Source organism: Paenibacillus terrigena DSM 21567, from assembly GCF_000374845.1.
Taxonomy (GTDB): Bacteria; Bacillota; Bacilli; order Paenibacillales; family Paenibacillaceae; genus Paenibacillus_K; species Paenibacillus_K terrigena.
On sequence record NZ_KB895413.1, the window covers coordinates 89,494 to 111,833 of the forward strand.

Sequence of the window (22,340 nt, forward strand, 5' to 3'; positions counted from 1 at the left end):
ACAACTCGGAATTAATGGTATAAGAAGTTCGTATCGAGGGTATAAACTTTCTTTAATGGTTGTTTATCACAAACTTAATGTCAGAATGGAATAAAGATAGTATACTATAAAAAGAGGAACTTGACTGCATGACTTGGAGGTGGGGATGTGCGAACAACCGCATCGAAACAATTAAAAATATATACACAAATATTTTGGACTTTCTGCCGCATCGGCCCCTCAACGTTTGGTGGCGGTTATGCCATGATCCCAGGAATTGAACGAGAAGTCGTAGAGAAACACGGATGGATGCGAGAGGAAGAGATGAGTGATCTCGTCTCGATCGCAGGATCTGCGCCTGGCGGCGTGGGGGTGAACCTGGCAGCGTTCATTGGATACCGTCTCGCTGGTGTGATGGGAGCCATTCTCGCTGTTGCGGGTATTGCATTGCCTACGTTTTTTATCGTGTTCGCGCTTAGCTGGGGTTACTCGATGTTTCAGGATCATCCGAAAATCGAAGCGGCGCTTAAAGGGATCCAAGGCGGCGTGATTGCTCTAATTATTATTGCTGCCTACAAAATGGCCAAGACAGCCCTGTTCGATAAGACAACAGCAGCCGTTGGCATTAGTACGGTTGTTATGTTAATGATGACGCCTATTCATCCGATCTATTTGATTGCCATCGGACTTGTGATTGGTCTCGTTGCTGTGCAGGTGAAGAAGCATCTAGGCATGCAAGTGTATACAGAGCAGCGTGAATCCAAGCAACAGGAACCTGAGCCGATCTATCCGGAGTATTACATCTAACAGGAGTGAATGGCATGTTATGGCAATTATTTCTCGTCTTTATGAAAGTAGGGCTGATCTCCTTTGGTGGCGGATACGCCGTTATTACAATTATTGAGCATGAAGTCAATCTCAGGCATTGGATGAGTGCATCTGATTTTCAAGAAATTGTTGCGTTGGCGGGTATGGCACCAGGGCCGATCGCAACGAATAGTGCGACCTTAATCGGCTATCGAACGGCAGGGATTGGGGGTGCGATTAGCTCGACACTCGGCATGATCTTGCCATCATTAATTATTATCATTATTCTTGCAGCATGTTTTGGGCGGCTGCATCATAATCGATTTGTCAAATCTTCCTTTTATGGCCTCAGACCCATTGTGACAGGCCTTATCGCGTATGCAGCAATTCATTTTGGCCTATTATCGAGCTCGGAGCCGGGATTAACTTGGTCGACGCTTGCTACATTGCTTATTTGCGCAGGATGTCTATACGGTATTATTCGGTTCAAAATGCATCCACTCATGGTTATTCTGGCCTCGGCCGCAGCAGGAGTCATTCTTTTCTAGTACAGTGTGCAGCTGTCTTGGGGAGGGTGGCTTTTTGTTTTTCGTAAAAGGATTTGTTTATTCATAGGACTTGGTGTCGAGCAAAAATTGGTATATGATGGTAGATGTGAACGTTTTGTGAAGGGAAGATGATGTATGACGACTTACGTAGCGCTGCTGAGAGGGATTAATGTCAGTGGTCAAAAAATAATAAAGATGGAGCATTTACGGCAAATATTCGAAGCTCTGCCGGTGCATAACGTACGGACGTATATTCAGAGCGGCAATGTGCTCTTTGAGGCAGAAGAACAACCGACAGATATTTTATCGGCACAGATTGAACAGACACTTCGCGATTCGCTGGGCTATGACGTACGAACTGTCGTCCGATCATCGGAGGAGCTTGCGGAGGTAATCGGAAGAAATCCGTATGCAGGCGAAGAGCAAGGTGAGAAGGAGAAAATATATGTGACTTTTCTGTCTGCACTGCCATCGGAATCGAATATTGCACAGCTCATGACGTTCAAGAGTGAAGTCGATGATTTTCAGGTTTCTGGGCATGAGGTCTATATTCGATGTCGCGAGAGCTATGGCAAATCAATCTATTCGAATAATTTCATGGAGAAGAAGCTAGGGGTGGCCGCAACGACACGCAACTGGGCGACCGTTAATAAATTGCTAGCACTTGCAAAGGCCTAGTAAAAAATAACGTGAAAGGAACGATGACGATGGCGAACAAAGGAAACGAGTACACGTTATTGTATGTGGCCGATCCAGAGGCATGGACGACATGGCTGGAAGATCATCATGCGACCTCGACTGGCGTGCGACTGCAGATTGCGAAGAAAGGTGCGACCCGAACGACGCCAACGTATAGCGAAGCATTGGATTGCGCGCTCTGTTACGGGTGGATCGACAGTCAGAAGGAGAGTTATGACGAAGAATTCTATATTCAGCGATTCGGCCCTCGATCATCTCGGAGTATCTGGTCCCAGGTCAACAAAGATAAGGTGACACGTCTGATCGCGGAAGGTCGAATGAAGCCTGCAGGCATGCAAGCCATTGAACAGGCGAAGGCCAATGGACGATGGGATGCGGCATACGCCCCGCAGAGCGAGAATCAGGTGCCTGAGGATCTGGAGGCTGCTCTGAATCAGAACAGTAAGGCTAAGGCATTCTTCGAGACGCTAAACCGTACGAACCGATTTGCGATCACGTTCCGGTTGCAGAATGCCAAGAAGCCGGAGACGCGGAAGAAGCGGTTGGACCAGTTCATTGCCATGCTGGAAGCTGGGGAGAAGATATATCCATAGGGATTGAATAAGGTCGGCCAGGATTCTGGCGGGCTTTTTTTGTGTTCAATAATTTAATTCTTTTTTCTTGACTTTTGGGTAGGTGATAGATATATAATGAATTCATTAATCGTAAACATTACCATTAAGAAATGATAAGGAGTGTACTATGACAGAAAATAGAATTCCGGTTACCGTATTAAGCGGGTATTTAGGTTCCGGTAAAACGACGGTGCTCAATCATGTGCTCAATAATCGACAAGGCTTGAAGGTTGCTGTCATCGTCAATGATATGAGTGAGGTCAATATCGATGCCGAACTCGTGAAGTCAGGCACCAATCTATCGAGGACAGATGAGAAACTAGTCGAGATATCGAATGGCTGTATCTGCTGCACATTGCGGGATGATCTCTTGGTCGAAGTTGAACGGCTTGCAAAGGATGGGAGATTCGACTATATTCTCATTGAATCGAGCGGAATTAGTGAACCGGTGCCTGTCGCACAGACGTTCAGTTACGAAGACCCGGAGTCGGGCATTAATCTTCCTGAGCTCGCGAAGTTGGACTGTCTCGTGACCGTTGTGGATGCTAATCGCTTCTGGCATGATTTCTCCTCGGGTGAGACGCTGTTAGATCGTGAACAGGCTGTCGGTGAAGGGGACCATCGGGACGTCGTGGATCTGCTCATTGATCAGATTGAGACCTGTGATATCTTAATCTTGAACAAATGCGATCTTGTCGATGAAGCAGGATTAAAGACGTTAGTGGGCGTGCTGCGTAAGCTACAGCCGGATGCTAAAATCATTCAGACGGTGAACGGTCAGGTGGATCCGAGCGAGATTTTGAATACAGGACGATTCGATTTCGAACAAGCCAGTATGTCCGCAGGCTGGATTCAAGAACTCCAAAAGGAGCATCATACACCAGAGACGGATGAGTACGGCATTAGCAGCTTCGTCTATCGTCGGAGAAGACCTTTTCATCCTGAGCGGTTCGCTGATTTTATGTCGGATTGGCCAGAAGAGGTTGTCCGGGCGAAAGGCATCGTATGGCTCGCGGCCAAAGACGATGTCGCTGCCAACCTAAGCCAAGCCAGCTCATCGATTCAATTTGGGCCAGCAGGATATTGGGTTGCGTCGCTGCCGAAGCTGGATCAAGAATATATTCTAAGCACGGAACCCGATGTATTGAAGAAATGGGATCCCACTTGGGGGGACCGGATGAATGAGGTTGTGTTCATTGGTATAGCGATGGATCAAGCGGAAATTGAAGACCAGCTCGATCATTGTCTCGTCGATGAAGCAGAGCTATTGCAAGACTGGTCGCAATTTGAGAATCCGCTACCTTGGCCGGTAGACGCGTTGCTGCAAGAGCAAGGATAGTGTTTATTCACCTTCTTAAATCGTAATTATTACGATTTTTGTGCACGTGCGATATTAACGAACTAGATCAATATTGGATCAGCCAATATGTGGGCTCTATGAGCAGCGTATTGGCTTTTTTCATGTTCACGCCAGGTAATAAGTGGTATTATTAGGGATTGATGGGTGATATAAGGAGGGAATAGTGTGATTGTTTGGATTAATGGCGCATTTGGCGCAGGAAAGACGGAGACGGCGAATGCACTTCATCAGAGGGTTCCGAATTCATTCGTCTATGATCCGGAGAATGCGGGGTATTACATTAGAGCAAGCTTGCCAGAGGAGCTTCAGCTGGATGATTTCCAGCATCATCCCGAGTGGCGCGAAATCAATTATACGATGTTATCCAAAATGGAACGATCGTATTCTGGATTGACCATTGTTCCTATGACTTTGGTGAATCCCGAATATTATGAAGAGATTATCGGGAGATTGCGAGCTGACGGTGTGATCGTACAGCACTTTACACTCCGTGTGTCGAGAGAAGTATTGCTTCAGCGTCTAGCACAGCGAGGTGATGGGCCAGAATCATGGCCTGCGAAGCAAATTGAACGTTGCATGGAAGGACTCTCGTCCTCGATATTCGAACAATATATGGATACAGATGAAATAACGACAGACCAAGTCGTGAACCGAATTGTAGATTTGGCGGGTCTTGGCTAGATATAAAAGGAGGGAGTCTGAAGGGACCCTTTTGGTGGACTGGGGTTTGGTGGACCGTCTATTTTTGTTCAAGTCGTAAAAACAATTGTCATATTGGGATTCATAGGTGCATTTATTTATTTCATCGTTAATGCGGTTGGTGCAGCAGGGAAGTGGTCATCGAATAATGCTTCAGATTTGGTTACAAGACCATGCAAGGTCGTCGCGAAGCGTTCCAAGGTCTGGGGCGGATCCGGTGATTTCAGCGCCAATACAGATTACTTCATTACCTTTGAGTTCGAGGATCGTTCCAGGCTCGAGCTTCAAATTCGAAATGAGCAATATGGGCTAATTGTTGAAGGTGATGTTGGAGAAGTACGTTATCAAGGGACCCGATTCAAACATTTTGAACGGAAGCTGTAAAAGTCTAAGCGATGGTGGTATTCTCACTGAGAATGAATTTCAGTTTTTATGAAAAAAGGGTTGCAATCGACTACAAATCCGTTATAATGATGATAATGATTATCATTCTAAAGTAATGCGAGGTGTGGTTGACGTGGAATATTTGCTTCCGATAACATCATCATGTTTGCTGCTTCTAGGCGCTGTATGTATGTTCATTTCGATGAAGAATGATCAGCGGATGAGACAGAGCTTCAAGAAGAGCCGTAGCGTGGTTTCCTAGTCACCGCATCGATGCAGTGAGAATACATATCCCCAACAGATGGCATGAACGATTTATCGTCATGTCGATTTGTTGGGGATTTTTTTTGTTTACATCTGCTGATTCCTAGATTATAATAATTATAAATAAGTTTCACGAAGTAAACTTTGTTGCGTAGTGTAAAAATGAATATCATTCTCAATCATGCTGCTTTCCTACCCAGGGAAGCAGCATGCGTCTTATTTAGGGTATTAACAACGAATCTCATTCTCAATGACAAAGGGGATAATCATGATGAATCAATCCGTAGAAATGTCTCATCTCGCGGACCAAGTGGTAGACAATAAAGCAGTGAACTCGCACTGGGAGGAATGGAAAGCGAAATATGGTGAGGGTGCAGCCGCATTGCTGAGTGGTGCGATGGCGCTTGGTGCCTGGTTCGTGACTGATCTTTGGCCTATTTTCTCAATCATCTTATATTCAGCGGCATTTATCGTTGGCGGTTACGTGAAAGCGAAGGAAGGTCTCGAGACGCTTGTGAAAGAGAAGGATCTCGATGTGAACCTGCTTATGATCGTTGCTGCATTAGGTGCTGCATCTATCGGATATTGGGCGGAGGGCGCGATGCTGATCTTCATCTTTGCCTTGAGTGGTGCCCTTGAGACCTACACGATGAACAAGAGCTCAAGAGATATTTCGGCACTGATGGACCTCAAACCTGAGAATGCCCGCGTTATTCGTGAAGGACAGGAAATGCTCGTGTCCATTGAAGCATTGCAAATCGATGATGTGCTGCTCGTCAAACCAGGTGAGCGAGTTCCAGCTGATGGTATGGTTACCGAAGGAAGTTCTTCCATTAACCAAGCTTCTATTACAGGTGAGAGTATTCCTGTAGATAAAATGGTTGGCGATGAAGTATTCGCAGGGACATTGAACGGCGAAGGTGTTATTTTCATCCAAGTGACGAAGACCAGTGAATCCAGCCTATTCTCCAAAATCATTCGCATGGTTCAAGAAGCACAGCAAGAAATGCCAAAGTCGCAAGTCTTCGTAGAGAAATTCGAACGGATGTATGCACGGATTATCATTCTCGCGACGTCGTTGTTGATTGTCGTTCCGCCGCTTGTTTTCCAAGATACATGGAGTGCTGCGTTATATCGCGCGATGGTCTTTATTGTCGTCGCTTCTCCTTGTGCATTAGCCGCTTCGATCATGCCTGCAATGCTCTCCGCGATATCGAATAGTGCACGTAAAGGTCTTCTGTTCAAAGGTGGAGCGCATATTGAGAATTTGTCCCGTGTCAAAGCGATTGCATTCGATAAAACGGGTACACTAACGATCGGACATCCGGTGGTTGCGGAAGTGGTCTCATATCAAGGTCTGACTTCACAGGAAGTGCTGGAAATTGCGGCATCACTCGAGAGTTACTCGAATCACCCGATTGCGAAAGCCATTGTTGACCATGCGGGAAGTGATGCGTTGCAAGGACATTCCATTTCAGATTTTCAGTCGATCACAGGCTTTGGTCTTCAAGCCAATCGGAACGGAATCGCATGGAAAGTCGGTAAACCGGCTTTTATGGAATCCGATTATTTATTTGAAAATATCATGTTGGATATCGAACGGATGGAGAATGAAGGGAAGACGCTCGTCGTGCTACAGAACCCATCGGGAATCGCAGGTATTATCGCACTACAAGATCAGATTCGCCCAGATACGTCGCGTGTGATTCGAGATCTTAAGGCCATTGGCATCCATACCATCATGTTAACAGGGGATCAGCAGAAGACCGCAGAAGCGATTGGCAGACAGGCTGGAATCCAGCAGGTGTACGCCGATTTGCTGCCTGAGGATAAGCTGTCGATTATTAAGCAATTGAAGCAGTCGCACCACTATGTAGCCATGGTCGGTGATGGTGTGAACGATGCACCCGCACTCGCGACCGCTTCAGTCGGCATCGCAATGGGTGCAGGGGGAAGTGATGTCGCACTCGAAACTGCTGATCTCGTATTGATGAATGATGACCTGAGCAAGCTGCGCGATGCGATTATTCTAGGCAGACGATCACGTAGGATTGTGAAGCAGAATCTCGTATTCTCAATTACGGTTATCGTAGCTTTAATCGCAACGAACTTTATCTCAGGCATTCCACTTCCGCTGGGTGTCGTAGGGCATGAAGGTAGTACAATTCTGGTTATTCTGAATGGACTTCGGTTGCTACGGTAGGACATATGCGACGAAGATGAGAAAAGGCTCATTCCAGCTGGAATGAGCCTTTTGCGTCATTATTATTTATTTAAAATTTCAAAATACATATTGCGTTACGGAGTAATTATTATTACTATATAGAGTAAGGAGGTGTTAAAAAATGGATGAAGATTTACAGCTTAACGTTCCGCTATTACGAAGACGTGTTCCGAACCTAACAACTGCGGCACGGACAGCTGGTCTAAGAGCTGCGACCGTCTCCAATTTATGTACAGGCAAAATTCCAATCGGTCGGGCTGAAGTGAAAACGTTAGTAGCCCTTGCGACACTTGCAGGGTGTAGTCTGGATGAACTCATTATTCGAGGGAGTGGGATAAGGATGATTGAGACGGGGATTAAGGCTTTGGATTTACTTGCACCGGTTGTTCGCGGAGGTACGGTTGGTTTTGTGGCGCATCCGAATATGGGGCAGCTCGTATTATTGGCTGAATTTATGCTTCGATTGAGAAAACGCGGCTTCGCAACGGTATTCTGGAACCCAGGTTCAGATGCTCCAGGAATGAATCATATTCTTGCGCAGACAGAGTTCCAGCATAGTACGCGAGAAGAGATCTATGAGCGGATCGTAAGTCTTCGAGATGAGAAGGATGTCGTGTTAGGTGTGGATCGAAGTACCGTGTTATCGGGCGAATTGTTCTCTCTCCGTGAAAGTCTTAAGGAAGTTGGAGCTAGACCGATCACGATTGCACTCGTCGATATGAATTGTGAGGTTGTGGATGAGCAAGATGCCTATGGACCTCTGGATACGTTATGGCGGTTCGATGCGGACCTTATTTCTCGTTCTATTTATCCGGCCATTGATCCAATTGCCTCCACCTCCACGGTATTAGAAGGTGCGCATTTGGACGCGATTCATCTCACAACACAGCAGCGTGCACGGAAATTGCTGCGCCGCTACCGCGAATTAAGATCACTCGTTGCTGCACATGGATTGGATAAAATATCAGAGGCTGATACACAATTGTATAAGCGTGGCGAGCGACTAGAATCTTTCCTTGCACAGCCATTTTTTGTCGCCGAACCTTATACGCAGAAATCTGGCGAGTGGTTATCGCTCTATGACACGCTAGAAGATGTGCGGCGGATTTTGGATGGTGAGATGGATACTGTCGATCCTTCAGAGCTGTTTTTCAGAGGCCGGTTAGAGGTTAGAGCTTAAAAATATAGGAATTGAAGATATGTAGAACCACAGCCGAGGCTGTGGTTTTTTTGGTATGCGGCGCAAAAACAAAATAGTAATTGACAATGATTAACAATTTGAATATGATATACACAAGAAATGAATGAATGGTTCATTCATAAAAAGTCGAATCTATTCAAAGGAGATCGATAAACGTGATAAAATCCAATGAGAACAAAAAGTGGACAGTAGCAGGCAAGTATGTTGTCATTACGGGGGCAACAAGCGGCATCGGCTTGGCAGCTGCGAAAGAGCTTGCAGCTCGCGGCGCTAACCTTGGGATCGTGGCACGGAGTGAGGCGAAGGCGAAGGATCTGGTAGATGAAATCCATGCCATAACAAAAGGCCGTGCAACCGTGGATATTTTTATCGCGGATATGGCTTCTCTGCAATCGGTTCGTGAAGCGGCCAGCGAAATCCTAGAGAAATGTCCGAGAATTGACGTACTGGTCAATAACGCAGGCGCTTTATTTGATAAGCATCAAATGACGGTCGACGGTTTCGAGATGACTTGGGCGGTCAATTATCTGGCCCCATTCCTGCTCACGACATTGCTCATTGATCGGCTGAAAGAAAGTGGGCCTGCCCGTATCGTGACGACCGCATCCCATGGCCATAAGATGGCGAAGAAAGGCATCATTTTCGACGATTTGAACGCTATACGCCTCTACAGCTTTCCGCAAAGATTTATGGGAGGTTCTACCTTTCGCTACGCTGAGACGAAGCTGGCGAACATCATGTTCACAGCGGAATTGGCTAGACGGCTTGAAGGTACAGGCGTAACGGCACATTGTTTTGATCCAGGGCTCGTTGCTACGAATTTCAACCAGAACAATGGCATGATGGCTCGGATGACCATGGCGATGATGAATAGATTTTCCCGCACCCCGGAAAAAGGGGCCGAGACGCTGGTATGGCTCGCAGATACGGATGAGATCAACGGTCACAACGGTTGCTATTATACTGATATGGCAGTTACCGTGCCGGCTCAGCCTGCACAGAATCAAGAAGCCGCTAAGCGATTGTGGGAAGTAAGCAGGGAACAGCTGGATCTCTCGTAGAATTTATAGTCTAAATAAGAAAGGTGATTATCATATATGGCAACGAAACGAAGCGATGAAAATCAACCCGAATCGCCTCTGGATGAGCGGAGGGAACAGATTAAGAAGGCGGCGCTCAAAGTTTTTGCGCAGCGGGGAATTGCCGGCACGAAAATGAGTATGATCGCATCCGAAGCCGGCATTAGCCAAGGTTTATCCTATCGCTATTTCAGCTCAAAGGAAGAGCTCTTTGTCGTGCTCGTGCAAGATGCGCTTGAGGAGGCGCAAACGGCGATCAAACAGATTCATCAGCTTCCGGGTTCGCCGCTTGCACAGATCAAAGCATTGACCATCCAGATGCTCGACGAAAATCATAAGCAGTATTTCCTACTGCTCCGTCAAGCGCAAACCTCCAAGGATGTGCCGTTGCAAGCGAAGCAGCTTCTTGAGCAATACTCTTCGGAAGACACGATTCGTCTGCTCGTCCCGATCTTCATGAATGGTCAGCAGGCTGGAGAGTTCCGTGAGGGCAGTGCGGAGCGGCTGTTGTTCCTTTACTTCTCTGTCGTGACCGGTCTCATGCTGCAGGATGTGAACTTACCTGAAGGGTATTGGGTGCAAGAGGTAGATTATTTAATGCGGATATTGACCAAATAAGTCCATAGCCACTTACCAGCTGAAGAGAGGAGACGTTATTCATGTATGTACCCATTCAATTCATCGATGAAACGCTCGTCCATCCTCAGTTGAACTATTCCGAGATGCTGCCGAGCGATGCATTAAAACCGTATGTGGCATGCTATTGGCGGCTAACATCCCAATCCCGTCTAGAAGAGGTAATCCTTCATCGTGTTATACCCGACGGATGCGTGGATATATTATTTGATCTTACTTCAGGCGAGACACACTTCGCAGGCATTATGAACCAGGTCGACATGATTCCATTGATCGGAGACGTTCATTTGCTGGGGATCCGATTTTTGCCCGTGAGTATTCCATTTCTATTAAAAGGCGACGCAGCATTTCTTGTGAATCACATGCTAGATGTGGTGGACATCTTCGGAAACAAATCATTGTTCAATGATTATATAATCACGCCGGAACAATCATGGAACCAGCAGGTAAAAAGGATTGAAGAAGAATTAATGATCATTTTCAAGCATCATGTTCTGGATCCAAGGTTCAACGGGATGTTGAGTGTGATATTGGAGCGGGGCGGCATTGTGACAAGAGCAGAGCTCGCGGAATATTTCACAACATCAGAGCGGCAAATCGCTAGAATATTTAAGTCCTTCATAGGTGTCTCCACCAAAGAGTATGCTAGTATCATTCAATTTCAAAGTGTATTGAGGCTCCTGAAACAGAGCCAATCCCCTGTGAATTGGTCTGATCTGTCATTACAAGGCGGCTACTACGATCAGTCACATTTCATCCATGCTTTCAAAAAACATTATGGTATCACGCCGGGACACCTGATAACGAAACCATGTCCTATTTTTCCAATACAATAATCCGGACCTGCTGATATGATAAGGACAAACACGAAGGAGGTTCGAATGATGCAGCATATCACCGTAAATCTAAAAGTAGACAATGTAAAAGATACATTGACGTTCTACAAGGATGTTCTTGGTTTTGAGGTATTGATGACAGTGCCGGATGAGGATCAGCCAATCCTGAATTGGGCAATGGTGAAAAACGGCGGCGCACAGCTCATGTTCCAAGAAAAAGAAAACCTTGAAGAAGAATATCCTATGCTGAAACAAGAGAGCGGAACCGGCTGTTTAACTTTGTTCGTCAAAGTCGATGACCTGGAAAATCTATTCGCGAAAATTACCGGCAAATCCGAAGTCATTAAACCGATCCATACGACATTTTATGGTGCAAAAGAATTTGCGATCGTGGACAATAATGGCTATGTATTAACGTTCGCTGAATAAGTGGAATGATTGCATCGATATGGCACGACAAAGAAGACAAAGAAGCTCGAACGGCAATCGCCAGAGCTTCTTTTTTTTCAGTCTCATTCTGAACCAAAGCTTCCTTCTACTTGCCGAACGACTGCAACAGCAATTGGAAACGAAACTTCATATCGTCTTCGAACCACATTCTGAAATTCGTCCCCCACACGTTATTGTGCAGGTTGAAATGAAACCCGCTGTCCAAAGGAGCAAATGTATTATCGAACTGAAGCAGTCTTCTTTCGCCAGGACATACGATCGGCGCATCTAGCGTTCGGATCGTGCAGCTTCCGTCCGCACCCTCGTAATAGAGCCCGGAGTTTACGGCATGCATATTGCGATTCCCGTCTTTTACAACGGTTAATGGAGAGAGGAGCTGCCCCAGCTTATCCATTGTCCACATATTCGGGTTATCTACGAGCGGCACGAATGAGAACCAGCTTGCTTCTGGCAGTCGGCAGGCAGTTTTCCCGATCCAGTGAAGTTCAACATCGATTTGCGGCTCTTGCTTATGGAATGCATAGACCAGGATCAACTTGCGGGGTGCGCCGTACTGTTCGCAGACGATCGCATCCATAGCTAGTTCGATCCGTACAACATCGCGATCCGCTTGCTTCTCCAATCGAATCGTCCTTAGCGCCCCCTGATAACTTGTATGTTCCGGCCGCGGTTCCGCATATTCCATGCCCGGTTTGCCAAAATCGGGTTCTGCCCAGCTGTAGTGCAGTCTCATATCTCTAGAATATTCTTTATAAAATCGGTTGTAATTTTCTTGGTCGAACGTCTCGTATCGATAGGCTCCTAACCGGTGAGCATCGTTTGCCCATACTTTTCCGTTACGATCCACTAATTGATGAATCGATCCATCTGGAGCAAAGGCTGCGCGAAAGCGACCCAATTCATAACAAGTATTCCATTCAAGCTGCTCCGCGTTGGAATCCGAAACGATCCTGTCTTCCGGAGCAAGCCCTTCGAATGCAGCCAGCGCTTCACTAATCAGCTCCTGAGGCAATGCGGATAAAGCCTGGTCGATATATTCGCGTTGTTCTTGCCACGAGCTTTCGAACAAGCTGAACGATCGGTCCGACTTTGCCATGTGCTGCAGATAAGAAAATTTATATGTAGTGCTGTCTTTCACGGCATCGCTCACTCTGGCAGCGGCGAAATCGGCGGCAGCATAGGCGCTGTAATCGCCTAAATACACCTTTTCATCCATACCCCACGTATGCTCTGGGACGAGCATTAATCGGTTGCAAAATAAGGAGTATGATTCACTTTTCGGGTCTAAAGCGCCGGAAGCGACCCATTTGTCTCTTAACCGAAGCAGTTCCCGGTACCGAGCGATCTTCCAAGGGTCGGAAGCGGCGCCGTGAATCCATGAATCGCCAATTTCCTCGTGGATGACCGGTAGGCGATCTTTCAATGCGAGCAGCTTCTCTGCAAAAGCATCTAAGGTGGATGCTATAATTTCCGCTCCTGGATATTCATGCTGCAAGTGAACAAACAATTCGCGTACAGCTTCGATACTGGAAGGACCATGGTTGTCGCCAGTGTGGGCAAAATACAAAGCATCTTCCAGTCCATCGATCTCTAACGGCTTGCCATAATCGGCAGCATAATTGACGATGACTTCCGAGCCGTCGGCGGCGCGCCATACGAAAACATCGGGTACATGCGGCTTTTTGGAAGCCGGATTGACGCCCAAATGCAAATATTGAATACCGTGTCTTGCCAGGATCGGCACGATGCCAATGGTATGCCCTGGAACGTCTGTCATTTTCGCCGCAATCGTTGTTTTTCCGAACTGCTGATCAAGATTCTTGGAAAGAGACAAGCCGTATTCGAACAGCTTCGCATCCATTAATTCGGAATGCGGCGTAAACGGCAATCCATGCCAAGCGATTCGGCCCTGACGTATCGCTTCCTCCATACGGCTGCGAGCATCCGGCGTCGCCGTTCGCAAATATTCGTGTATTAGCCACGAACCGGTCGTCCAGACGAAATTCGCATTTCCTTCTTCCTCAGTTAAACGCTCGGATAAATCCAATGCCTGTGGAATGTACTGATTCATGTACCGCTCGACAACATGCTTTGCTAAATCGGTAAAGCCAATGTCCAGATGGGTTTTGAAAATAACATGAACTCTTTTGTAGGCTGCCACGATTTCCCTCTCCTTAATGTTCGATTATTCTTTAACAGACCCCAATACGATGCCGTGAACAAAATATCGCTGTAAGAACGGATAAATGAGTAGAATCGGGATCATGGCGACCATCAGTTTGGCTGCGTTCAAGGTCTTGTTCGATGCCTTCATCAATTCGATCAGTTGCTCTGTCGTCATCTCTTTCATCAGATCCGGCGTAATATTCACGACCAATTGTTGAATGTATGTCTGCAGTGGATAATTTTGGGGCTTGCTCATATAGATTAACCCATCGAAGAAAGAATTCCAATGACCTACGATGCTGAACAGTGTAACGGTTGCCATCGCGGGAACGGAAAGTGGAATATAGATGCGCAAGAGCGAATACCATGGCCCTGCACCATCCACAACGGCCGCTTCGTCCAATTCTTTCGGTAAGCTGCGGAAAAAATTCATAATTAGAATTACATTGAAGATCGGTACGGCTCCCGGAAGAACGAGCGACCAGATCGTATTTTGCATCCCAAGCGTTGTTATGGTGATATATAAGGGGATCAAGCCTCCGGAAAACAACATGCAGAATACGAGAAGCCACATGTAAATGTTTCGGCCGGGGAACTGTTTGGCACTTCGCGACAAAGGATACGCCATAATGACGGTTAATAGGAAATTAAGGGCCCCTCCAATAAGAACCCGTTTGATAGAAACCCCGAATGCCCGAAAAAACTTCTCATCATCAAGAATAATTCGATAGGACGTCAAGTTGAATCCACTTGGCCATATTGTCACTTGGCCTGCATTCGCAGCGGCCTGATCGCTGAAAGAGAGAGCAATTGTATACCACAGCGGATAAAGGGAAGTCAGTGCAATGATGACCAATACTAACAAGATGATGCCGTCAGCGAGCTGGCTGGATAATGTTCGAGATCTGACCATAGCCACCCTCCTTTCATGCTTAAAAAATCCGATAGTTGGCGAATTTGTAAGCCAATCGGTACGATATTGCAATCAGTAGGATCGCTACGACCGATTTGAGCAAACCAACGGCAGTAGCCAAACCGTATTGCATCTGGACAAGACCGAGCCGATAGACATACGTATCGATGATGTCTCCAGACGAGTAGACAAGCGGGTTGTACAAATTGAAGATTTGATCAAAGCCTGCGTTGAGTACATTGCCGAGACTTAATGTTGTCAACAATATGATGGTTGGCATAATACCAGGAAGTGTAATGTATTGGAGTTTCTTCAGCCGGCTTGCTCCATCGATTTCCGCCGCTTCATACAAGGATGGATTGATCCCGGTCAATGCGGCCAGATAGACGATTGTGCCAAAGCCGAATTCCTTCCATACGTCACTCCAGACTACAATATGGCGAAACCATGTGTTGCTGGCCAGAAACATAACCGGCTCCATGCCGAACAAACCAGCAATCTGATTGACGATGCCGTCGAGGGATAAAATATTAACCATGATGCCAGCTAAAATAACCCATGACATAAAGTGGGGCAAATATACGATCGTCTGCACGGTGCGCTTGAACCAGCGAACCTGAACTTCATGCAGCAGCAGCGCGAAGACAACCGGTATGATAATGCCGGCGGCAATTTTCATCGAGGCGATCAGAACCGTATTAAGTACCACTTGCTTGATGTCTGGAATTTGCAGCATAAATGCAAAGTTGTCCCATCCGATCCATTCCTGTTTCCAAATTTTTTTCCCCGGAATGACATTCTGAAATGCCATAACGATGCCGAGCATCGGAATGATGCTGAATACGAACAACAATAGGATGCCGGGAGACAACATCAGATGATAATGAAACAACGTTTTTTTGTCCTTCATAGGCACGCACCCCCGCAAGAAGTAGTGAAGGCGCAAGGTATTTACACCTCGGCGCCTTCCTTAAGCTCAATAGATCAACTTGCCGTTATTTCTTGGACGCTTCTTCCACTTCTTTGGTAATTTGGTCGCCTCCAAGCTTCTTCCATTCCTGGACAAAAGAATCGAATTTATCGACAGGCTCTTCACCGAGAATGATCTTCAGGAACGTTTCGTTCTCCATTTTTTCGAGAATGGCCCACTTGAGTTCCATTGTTTTGGTTTGCCCGAAGAAAACGTTGCGGATGACAGTAAGCTTGCTTGGATCGATTTCAGCTGAACCGTCCATGCGCGACATGGAATCAGACCAGACTGCGAGATCTTTTTTCGGATTTTCGGCATTTTTCTTCACGTTTTCGTACCACATTTTGAGCTCATCATTGAGTTTGGATGGGTCTTTTGCATCCCATGCCGCTTTTAATTCCAGATGGACTCGATAGGCATCGTCCTCGAAACCAATCTGTATCGCGAATGGCCAGATAACCCAACTTACATTCAAATCTTTATAGATATCTTTCGCTGCCGGATCCAACTTGCGAATACCTTCGTATTCCATATTAAGTACTTTGGCGACCGCTTCCGGATGCGCGTACTCTTTTTTGACGACTAAGAACGATCCTGTCGGGTTCTGATCATACGTATTGAATTTCCCGTCAGAATCAAGCGGGGCGGTGTAAGGTTTCCATTCGGCCTTCGGATCGTTCTTGACCGAATCTGGAAGTGGCCAATACGGAATCCACCACGGGCCGAACACAATGCCGACCTTATTCGCAGCAATCAATTCGGTTGAATCTTTGCGAACCGGGAATTCTTTGTCGATGATGCCCGCAGCATACAATTCATGAAGCTTCGCCAGAGCGGTTTTCATTTCCGGCAGGGTGGAGCTGTAAACAGTGCTGCCTGCTTGATCTTTTAGCCATTGACCTTTATAGGCATGCAGTGCCCCGAAGATCGGATCAAATCCGTTGACTGTGTTCCAGCCTGCCAAGGTTGGGAGGCCCGTAAATCCGTAAGTGTCATTCTTACCGTTGCCGTCCGGGTCTTTTTCGGTAAACGCTTTCGCAATTGCGAGCAGTTCATCGAGTGTTTTGGGTGGCTGCAGTCCTAATTTGTCGAGCCAGTCCTGCCGAATCCAGGTCATATTATGCTGACCGCCGATTTCAGTACCAGGGAAAGCCATCAGTTTGCCGTCGAAAGTCGCTCTTTTCAACACGCGATCTCCGTAGGATTCATAGTAGCTTTTGATTAGCGGACTTGAATATTTGTTGTACACGTCTGTCAGATCGGCAATCAGGTCAGCTTCGACCAGCTGCTTTAACTGCTTCTCATTCACGATGAACGCATCGGGTAGATCTTGGCTTGCGATCGATACGGACAGCTTTTGCTGGTAAGCCTCTTGCGTCTCGGTCTGCCATGCATGCGTCACTTTGACATTCAGTTTCTTCTCGATATATCGGTAGTATTCGTTGTTGTCGACGGTATCCCCATTAGGCAGATTGGTGTTTTTCGTGCTGATCGATTTTCCCAAGGTGAGCGTAATTGGCTCATCATATTTGCCGAATGGATCTTCCTTGCCGCTGTCCGGCGATTTTTCTGTATCCTTTGTTCCTTCGGTCTGGTTTGTATCTGGGTTTGGTTCGGTGCCGCTGCTGCCGCACGCCGTAGTGAGAAGCATGAGCACCACGAGACATCCTACGATCCATTTCAACTTCATTCCGTTTCCCCCTTTTTTGCCAATAGAGTTAATTCGTCTTGCCTCTCGATTGTAATATGCGGCTTGTTCCAGCAGGGAGGGAATCCTGTCATTGACAGGGTGAAAACGATCCGAAGATTGCATCGACATGCATGATCAGCGACTGTTTTCTTACCTGTGTCGACCGAATTCCTACGTTTGCCCTTCCCCACGCGAGGTCATCGGAATCTGAAGGATCATCGCCGTGCCTTGTCCGATTTGACTTTCGATGTGAAAACGGCCTGATTCACCGTAATGGACATCGATCATTCTCACCACATAATTCAGCCCGATGCCAAGTCCGGCTTTTCTGGTGTCGCTTCGATGCAAGAGCAGCCGCGATACTTCCTCCTCGGTCATTCCCGCTCCGTTGTCTTTCACCTGAATATTCATATAACCGTCCTGTGTGACAACGGTTACTTCAATGACTCCGGCTTCATCTCCAAGCCCATGGTACAAGGCGTTCTCGACAATCGGCTGCAGAATAAACCGCGGGATCGTCTGTACAAGCAGCGCCTCGTCAATCTCGAACCGGACGTCGAATTGGTAATCGTATCGAATGCGCTGTAAAGCGACATAATCCTTCAATGCTCCGAGTTCTTCATTCAGTGTGACGATTGCGCCTTCCTTGCCGAGATTGTAATGAAGGACACGAGTAAAAATCGAGACGAGCCGATCGATCTCATCCTGCCCGTTCATACGTGCAATCCATTGAATTGTATTTAACGTATTGTGAATAAAATGGGGATTAATCTGATAAAGCAGCTTCTCCACTTCCAAATGTGCTTTCGTCCGTTCCTTTTGCTCAATTTCGGCGAACAGCTCCTTGATATTCGTTCGCATCCGGTCGAACTCATACAATACCGTGTCGAATTCACGGATATTTGTCAGCTTAAGCTGAGAATTAAATTTGCTGCCGGACATCAGGCGGATTTCTTTCAAAATTTTACGGATGGGCCGATACACCGTTCGCCACACCAACAGCGCAAGTGCGATGCTCATCACAACGCTAGCCAGACTGATGCCTCCGTATTTCAAAAGCCAGGATCGAAACTCCTTTTCGAAATCACGCCTCTGAATCGCAACCACGATGCTCCAACCTTGCTCACTGCTTTCTTGGAAGAAGTAATCGCTGGCGGTACTCTGCAATGAAAAATCAGAGTTAGGAGGGAACTGGCTCGGGTCGTCGCTGTACGCGACTTTTCCGTTTTGATCCAAGAGAATATGCGAGGCGCTCATACCGTATTGTTTTTTATGAATGATTTTTTCGAATAGGAGCAGATTGGTTTCGAGATACACGTAAACCGACTGCGGCTTCATCCCGGGTACATCGATAGGTCTGGTCATGGAAAAAACGCTATTGCGGCTGTATTTGTAGGCTGTTGTGTGGGGACCGTAAAACGACGCACCCTTTACTCGGGATAACAAGGGGAGCGCTTCGATCGCAAAATCTGTGCGGATATCTCTGTTTTCAAACCGGATCTCCTTCGGATCAGAAAAATAATAGAGCATCACACCCAAATATGGATTCGTAAAATTGACCAGGTTCATGTTCCGCTGAATCTCTGTCGTCAACTGCATCTGCTCGAATACCCTTTGAGACGTAAGCAGTTTGGACAACGATTGTCCAACACTTCCTTCCTGTGATAGCTGCAGGGATGCGTATTCCATATTGCTGAGCGTATTTTCGAGGTTGATACGTGTTTGCGCCAGCGAGTTCTGAATACCGTTTTCGATTTTTTGCTGGAACACATTTTGTAAGGCCAAATAAGAAATGGCCCCCAGCAGAAGGAGCGGTATCAATGTACTCATCAAGAGGGTGGCTACCAGCCGAGATTTTAAGGAGGTGAAAATCATAGATTCGATCCGCTCCTCTCACATGCCTTCCGGTATTCCATCGGACCCGTGCCAACGCGTTCGCGAAAGATTTTGCTGAAATATTTATCATCCTTATAGCCCGACAACTCGGCAATCCGGTAAATCGGATAAGCAGTTGTCTCGAGCAAAGTTTTCGCTTTGTTGATTTGCAAACCTTTCATATATTCGCCAAATGTTTTCCCAGTGATCTCTTTGAAGCATTCACTGAAATAACCGCTGCTCATATTGATTTTGGCCGCGATCATGTCGCGATTGACATGTAAATCCTCCAGCTTCCTCATAATGTGAAGCGCTTTCATGACGGAGATGATAATCTCGTCAAAATAATCAAGCTGCTTCATTCTACTCCGAATCCGGTTGCGTATTTCGTTAATCCATGCCTTGAATTCCCGCCAGGTTCCTATAGAAATCGGGTCTGTCCTGTTCACGTCCAATTCACCGATGGGGGACAACTCGCACCAAAGACGCAGCAATTCTCGCAGCATGTCCTGCAGCTGGGGGGCGCCTGGTTTGGTCCGTTCGATGAAAGCGCATAGGTTGTTCCAAGCTGTCTCCTCATGAAGCCAATGAAAGGAGAACCACATTTCGTCGAGTATGATCTGGTCCTTATCGGTTTTCTTGTCCTCCGGCGGCGCAGGCAGCAGTACGTCGTATACTTTCCGATGCGGCTCGTATTCGTAAAACAGGTATCGCCGTAGAGCCGATACAGAAGGCTGCTTATGACCGTACACCTGCAGGAGAACGAACTCATTCGTCTCTGCAATGAACTGCCGAATCACCGATTCCTGCACAGTAGAGGTTAGCGACCATACATTTTCGCCCATGGCTGTGATGGAATGAATACCTGCACGCTGCAAATCGGTATACAGGTGATCCATCGCGAGTGGATTTCGTGCGACAATCAACATTTGGGTTCTTTCATCTGCATTGGGATGGGAAAGCGGTCTGCTGGATAGTTGATTCGCTTGCTCAAATTTGATTCTTTGAACAATGCGACATAGAATATCGTCCATATTTTCCTTGTCCAGCTGCGTTTTGACGACATAATCAATCGCTCCAGCTCGCATCGCCTCTTGGATATAATGAAAATCCTGATGGCAAGTAAGGACGACAAGACTTGTCCTCGGATGTTGGATACGCACGGCCTTCATCAGTTCAAAACCGCTCATTGTGGGCATAGTCAAATCAACGAACAATAAGTCGATCGGATGCTGTTCCATGAATTCGAGCGCGGCTCGGCCATTCCCCACATCCCCGATAATAAGAATCTCGTATTTTTCCCATGGCATCGTGGAAATGAGTCCTTTGCGAACAAGCCTTTCGTCATCTACGATCAGTGCTTTCAACATATGGTTCACCGCCTCGATTTCTTTTCGATACAGAAGTGTGAAATCATTATATACATAATTTGGGGAGGTTTAAAGAAGAATCCCCGCTTTGAAGGAATAGAAAAGCAGGACAAAGAAGCTCAGACGGCAATCGTCTGAGCTTTTTCTTACCACAATAGAAAGTTTAAGTTTTCGGCATCCGAAAACAGGTTTCTTATTGGCGATAAAACCTACCTTTGACCGCGGTCGCACATCTTCGAAATAAGCCTCGATAGAGGTTTTCTCACGCTGCGTTACAACGGCAAGCTTTGTCGATCAAATTCCGTCCCGAGGAAAGCGGCAAACCGCTCAAAGCATGCTAGGATACTCTTCTTCATGGCTGAATCAACGACAGCATGATCCTCCCACCACCAATGTTGGACGGTTAATGGGGACTTTCCCCGTTGCTTGGCCGGCTCGAATCGAGCGACGATGTCATCACCATACACGACAGGAAGCACATAGTAACCATATTTGCGCTCCGCCACTGGCTTGTACACTTCCCAGCGATATTCAAAATCGAATAACTGATGAATAAGTGTCCGATCCCACAGCAAGTTATCGAGTGGTGCTAGAATACAAGCGCGTTTCACAGGTGGGTCGTAGGATAGGGCTTTATCCAAGCAATCAAGATCTGTAGTACGAAGATATAATGGATATTGCAGGCCTTCCACTTGCACCTCCGTAATCCATTTCTTATCGAGCAAGCTTGCAAAAGCCTCATTCCGCTGAGAGCTCTTCATCCCGCCAATCCCAAGCCAGGCATCGCTCGGCCGATTCCACAGCAATCCAACACTGCCAATCCGACGCAGCACATACCATGCGTAGAAATCTTCGACCGTCTTAAAAGGGTCTGGCGAACCATAGAGCTCCGCTGGAATCCACCGTTCGGATAAATCGTAAAACTTGCGCGTCTTTGCTTTATGATGAATGACCAAATGACCCGCGTGATACATTCCTTCCAATGCAGCCCGTGATAGTCTAGCTGGCCCCCATGCCCATTCGACCTTCTCTTCTTCATTAATATCGCTCGAACATAGAACGCCCCGATGTTCAACTTCGGCATGTACGCGATGGACAGCTTCTTGATTCTGATCACACCAAACTTGATAACGTTTCCGGTGCTTTACGAAAAAAGGCCAATCTTCCATTGGAAAGATCGACATGCACTTATCCCAATAATCGATCAGCTTGCGATCTTGATAGAGCAGTTCCCCGAGCATGCTGCGGTCAAATTGAAAAATTCGCGATTGCAGGACAAGTTCGTGATTCATGCCGACGACGTTCAGCGGATCGAATTGGATACAACCCACTTGGCGAATGTAGGCGAGGATGCCTTCCTTGCCGATATAAGCAGCATCACGGCTTAAACCATGATAGTACAATAAAAACTTTCTGGCCTGTTGCTTCGTAAGAGTGATCGCAGACATCATTTCACCTCAGATAAGGATTCTTAGTCTCATTATAATCTGAAAACCTGACAACAGGGTGTCATGGATTACAAATTCATTGAAATCCGATTCATAGTCATATGACAAAGTGATGACAGCAGTCACTA

Annotated in this window: 20 protein-coding genes; 13 read left to right on the forward strand and 7 right to left on the reverse strand. The window is 46.8% G+C overall.

Annotation, left to right across the window (positions count from 1 at the left end; genetic code table 11):
- Positions 1-147 precede the first annotated feature (147 nt).
- The 13 genes from C558_RS0104350 (at position 148) to C558_RS0104410 (ending at position 11,759) form a co-directional block, all read left to right on the forward strand.
- Positions 148-786 (forward strand): chromate transporter, encoded by a 639-nt coding sequence (locus tag C558_RS0104350; RefSeq protein ID WP_026263715.1) that lies wholly within the window; start codon positions 148-150, stop codon positions 784-786.
- A gap of 14 nt (positions 787-800) precedes the next feature.
- The gene (locus tag C558_RS0104355; RefSeq protein WP_018755011.1) at positions 801-1,334 is read left to right on the forward strand and encodes a chromate transporter; all 534 of its coding nucleotides are present in this window, start codon (positions 801-803) and stop codon (positions 1,332-1,334) included.
- A 135-nt stretch (positions 1,335-1,469) separates the two neighbouring features.
- Complete coding sequence (locus tag C558_RS0104360) at positions 1,470-2,012, forward strand: DUF1697 domain-containing protein (RefSeq protein ID WP_018755012.1); 543 nt, start codon at positions 1,470-1,472, stop codon at positions 2,010-2,012.
- Positions 2,013-2,041: 29 nt separating this feature from the next.
- Entirely contained in the window at positions 2,042-2,626 is a 585-nt protein-coding gene (locus tag C558_RS0104365; protein WP_018755013.1) for a YdeI/OmpD-associated family protein, read from the forward strand.
- 148 nt (positions 2,627-2,774) lie between these two features.
- Complete coding sequence (locus C558_RS0104370) at positions 2,775-3,986, forward strand: GTP-binding protein (protein WP_018755014.1); 1,212 nt, start codon at positions 2,775-2,777, stop codon at positions 3,984-3,986.
- 186 nt (positions 3,987-4,172) lie between these two features.
- Entirely contained in the window at positions 4,173-4,688 is a 516-nt protein-coding gene (locus C558_RS30355; protein WP_018755015.1) for an AAA family ATPase, read from the forward strand.
- Between the two features lie 93 nt (positions 4,689-4,781).
- The gene (locus C558_RS0104380; RefSeq protein WP_018755016.1) at positions 4,782-5,090 is read left to right on the forward strand and encodes a DUF2500 domain-containing protein; all 309 of its coding nucleotides are present in this window, start codon (positions 4,782-4,784) and stop codon (positions 5,088-5,090) included.
- Between the two features lie 535 nt (positions 5,091-5,625).
- Positions 5,626-7,557, forward strand: a complete 1,932-nt coding sequence (locus C558_RS0104385; RefSeq protein WP_018755017.1) for a heavy metal translocating P-type ATPase — start codon at positions 5,626-5,628, stop codon at positions 7,555-7,557.
- A 142-nt stretch (positions 7,558-7,699) separates the two neighbouring features.
- On the forward strand, positions 7,700-8,758 hold the full coding sequence (locus tag C558_RS0104390) for an ATP synthase beta subunit C-terminal domain-containing protein (protein WP_018755018.1): 1,059 nt from the start codon (positions 7,700-7,702) through the stop codon (positions 8,756-8,758).
- Positions 8,759-8,934: 176 nt separating this feature from the next.
- Positions 8,935-9,840: an SDR family oxidoreductase gene (locus C558_RS0104395; RefSeq protein WP_018755019.1), complete on the forward strand. Its 906-nt coding sequence runs from the start codon at positions 8,935-8,937 to the stop codon at positions 9,838-9,840.
- Positions 9,841-9,876: 36 nt separating this feature from the next.
- Positions 9,877-10,476, forward strand: coding sequence for a TetR/AcrR family transcriptional regulator (locus C558_RS0104400; RefSeq protein ID WP_018755020.1), 600 nt, complete (start codon positions 9,877-9,879; stop codon positions 10,474-10,476).
- Positions 10,477-10,517: 41 nt separating this feature from the next.
- On the forward strand, positions 10,518-11,330 hold the full coding sequence (locus C558_RS0104405; protein ID WP_018755021.1) for a helix-turn-helix domain-containing protein: 813 nt from the start codon (positions 10,518-10,520) through the stop codon (positions 11,328-11,330).
- A gap of 45 nt (positions 11,331-11,375) precedes the next feature.
- Positions 11,376-11,759, forward strand: coding sequence for a VOC family protein (locus tag C558_RS0104410; RefSeq protein ID WP_026263716.1), 384 nt, complete (start codon positions 11,376-11,378; stop codon positions 11,757-11,759).
- 106 nt (positions 11,760-11,865) lie between these two features.
- Here C558_RS0104410 and C558_RS0104415 read toward each other — a convergent pair whose 3' ends face one another.
- The 7 genes from C558_RS0104415 to C558_RS0104445 form a co-directional block, all read right to left on the reverse strand.
- Positions 11,866-13,941 (reverse strand): DUF5054 domain-containing protein, encoded by a 2,076-nt coding sequence (locus tag C558_RS0104415; protein ID WP_018755023.1) that lies wholly within the window; start codon positions 13,939-13,941, stop codon positions 11,866-11,868.
- 24 nt (positions 13,942-13,965) lie between these two features.
- Positions 13,966-14,859, reverse strand: coding sequence for a carbohydrate ABC transporter permease (locus tag C558_RS0104420; protein ID WP_018755024.1), 894 nt, complete (start codon positions 14,857-14,859; stop codon positions 13,966-13,968).
- Positions 14,860-14,878: 19 nt separating this feature from the next.
- Entirely contained in the window at positions 14,879-15,769 is an 891-nt protein-coding gene (locus tag C558_RS0104425; RefSeq protein ID WP_018755025.1) for an ABC transporter permease, read from the reverse strand.
- An 85-nt stretch (positions 15,770-15,854) separates the two neighbouring features.
- Complete coding sequence (locus C558_RS0104430) at positions 15,855-17,519, reverse strand: extracellular solute-binding protein (RefSeq protein WP_018755026.1); 1,665 nt, start codon at positions 17,517-17,519, stop codon at positions 15,855-15,857.
- 171 nt (positions 17,520-17,690) lie between these two features.
- Positions 17,691-19,349 (reverse strand): cache domain-containing sensor histidine kinase, encoded by a 1,659-nt coding sequence (locus tag C558_RS0104435; protein ID WP_169445300.1) that lies wholly within the window; start codon positions 19,347-19,349, stop codon positions 17,691-17,693.
- 41 nt (positions 19,350-19,390) lie between these two features.
- The gene (locus C558_RS0104440; protein WP_018755028.1) at positions 19,391-20,764 is read right to left on the reverse strand and encodes a response regulator transcription factor; all 1,374 of its coding nucleotides are present in this window, start codon (positions 20,762-20,764) and stop codon (positions 19,391-19,393) included.
- A 272-nt stretch (positions 20,765-21,036) separates the two neighbouring features.
- The gene (locus tag C558_RS0104445; protein ID WP_245583727.1) at positions 21,037-22,215 is read right to left on the reverse strand and encodes a winged helix-turn-helix domain-containing protein; all 1,179 of its coding nucleotides are present in this window, start codon (positions 22,213-22,215) and stop codon (positions 21,037-21,039) included.
- Between the last annotated feature and the right edge of the window lie 125 nt (positions 22,216-22,340).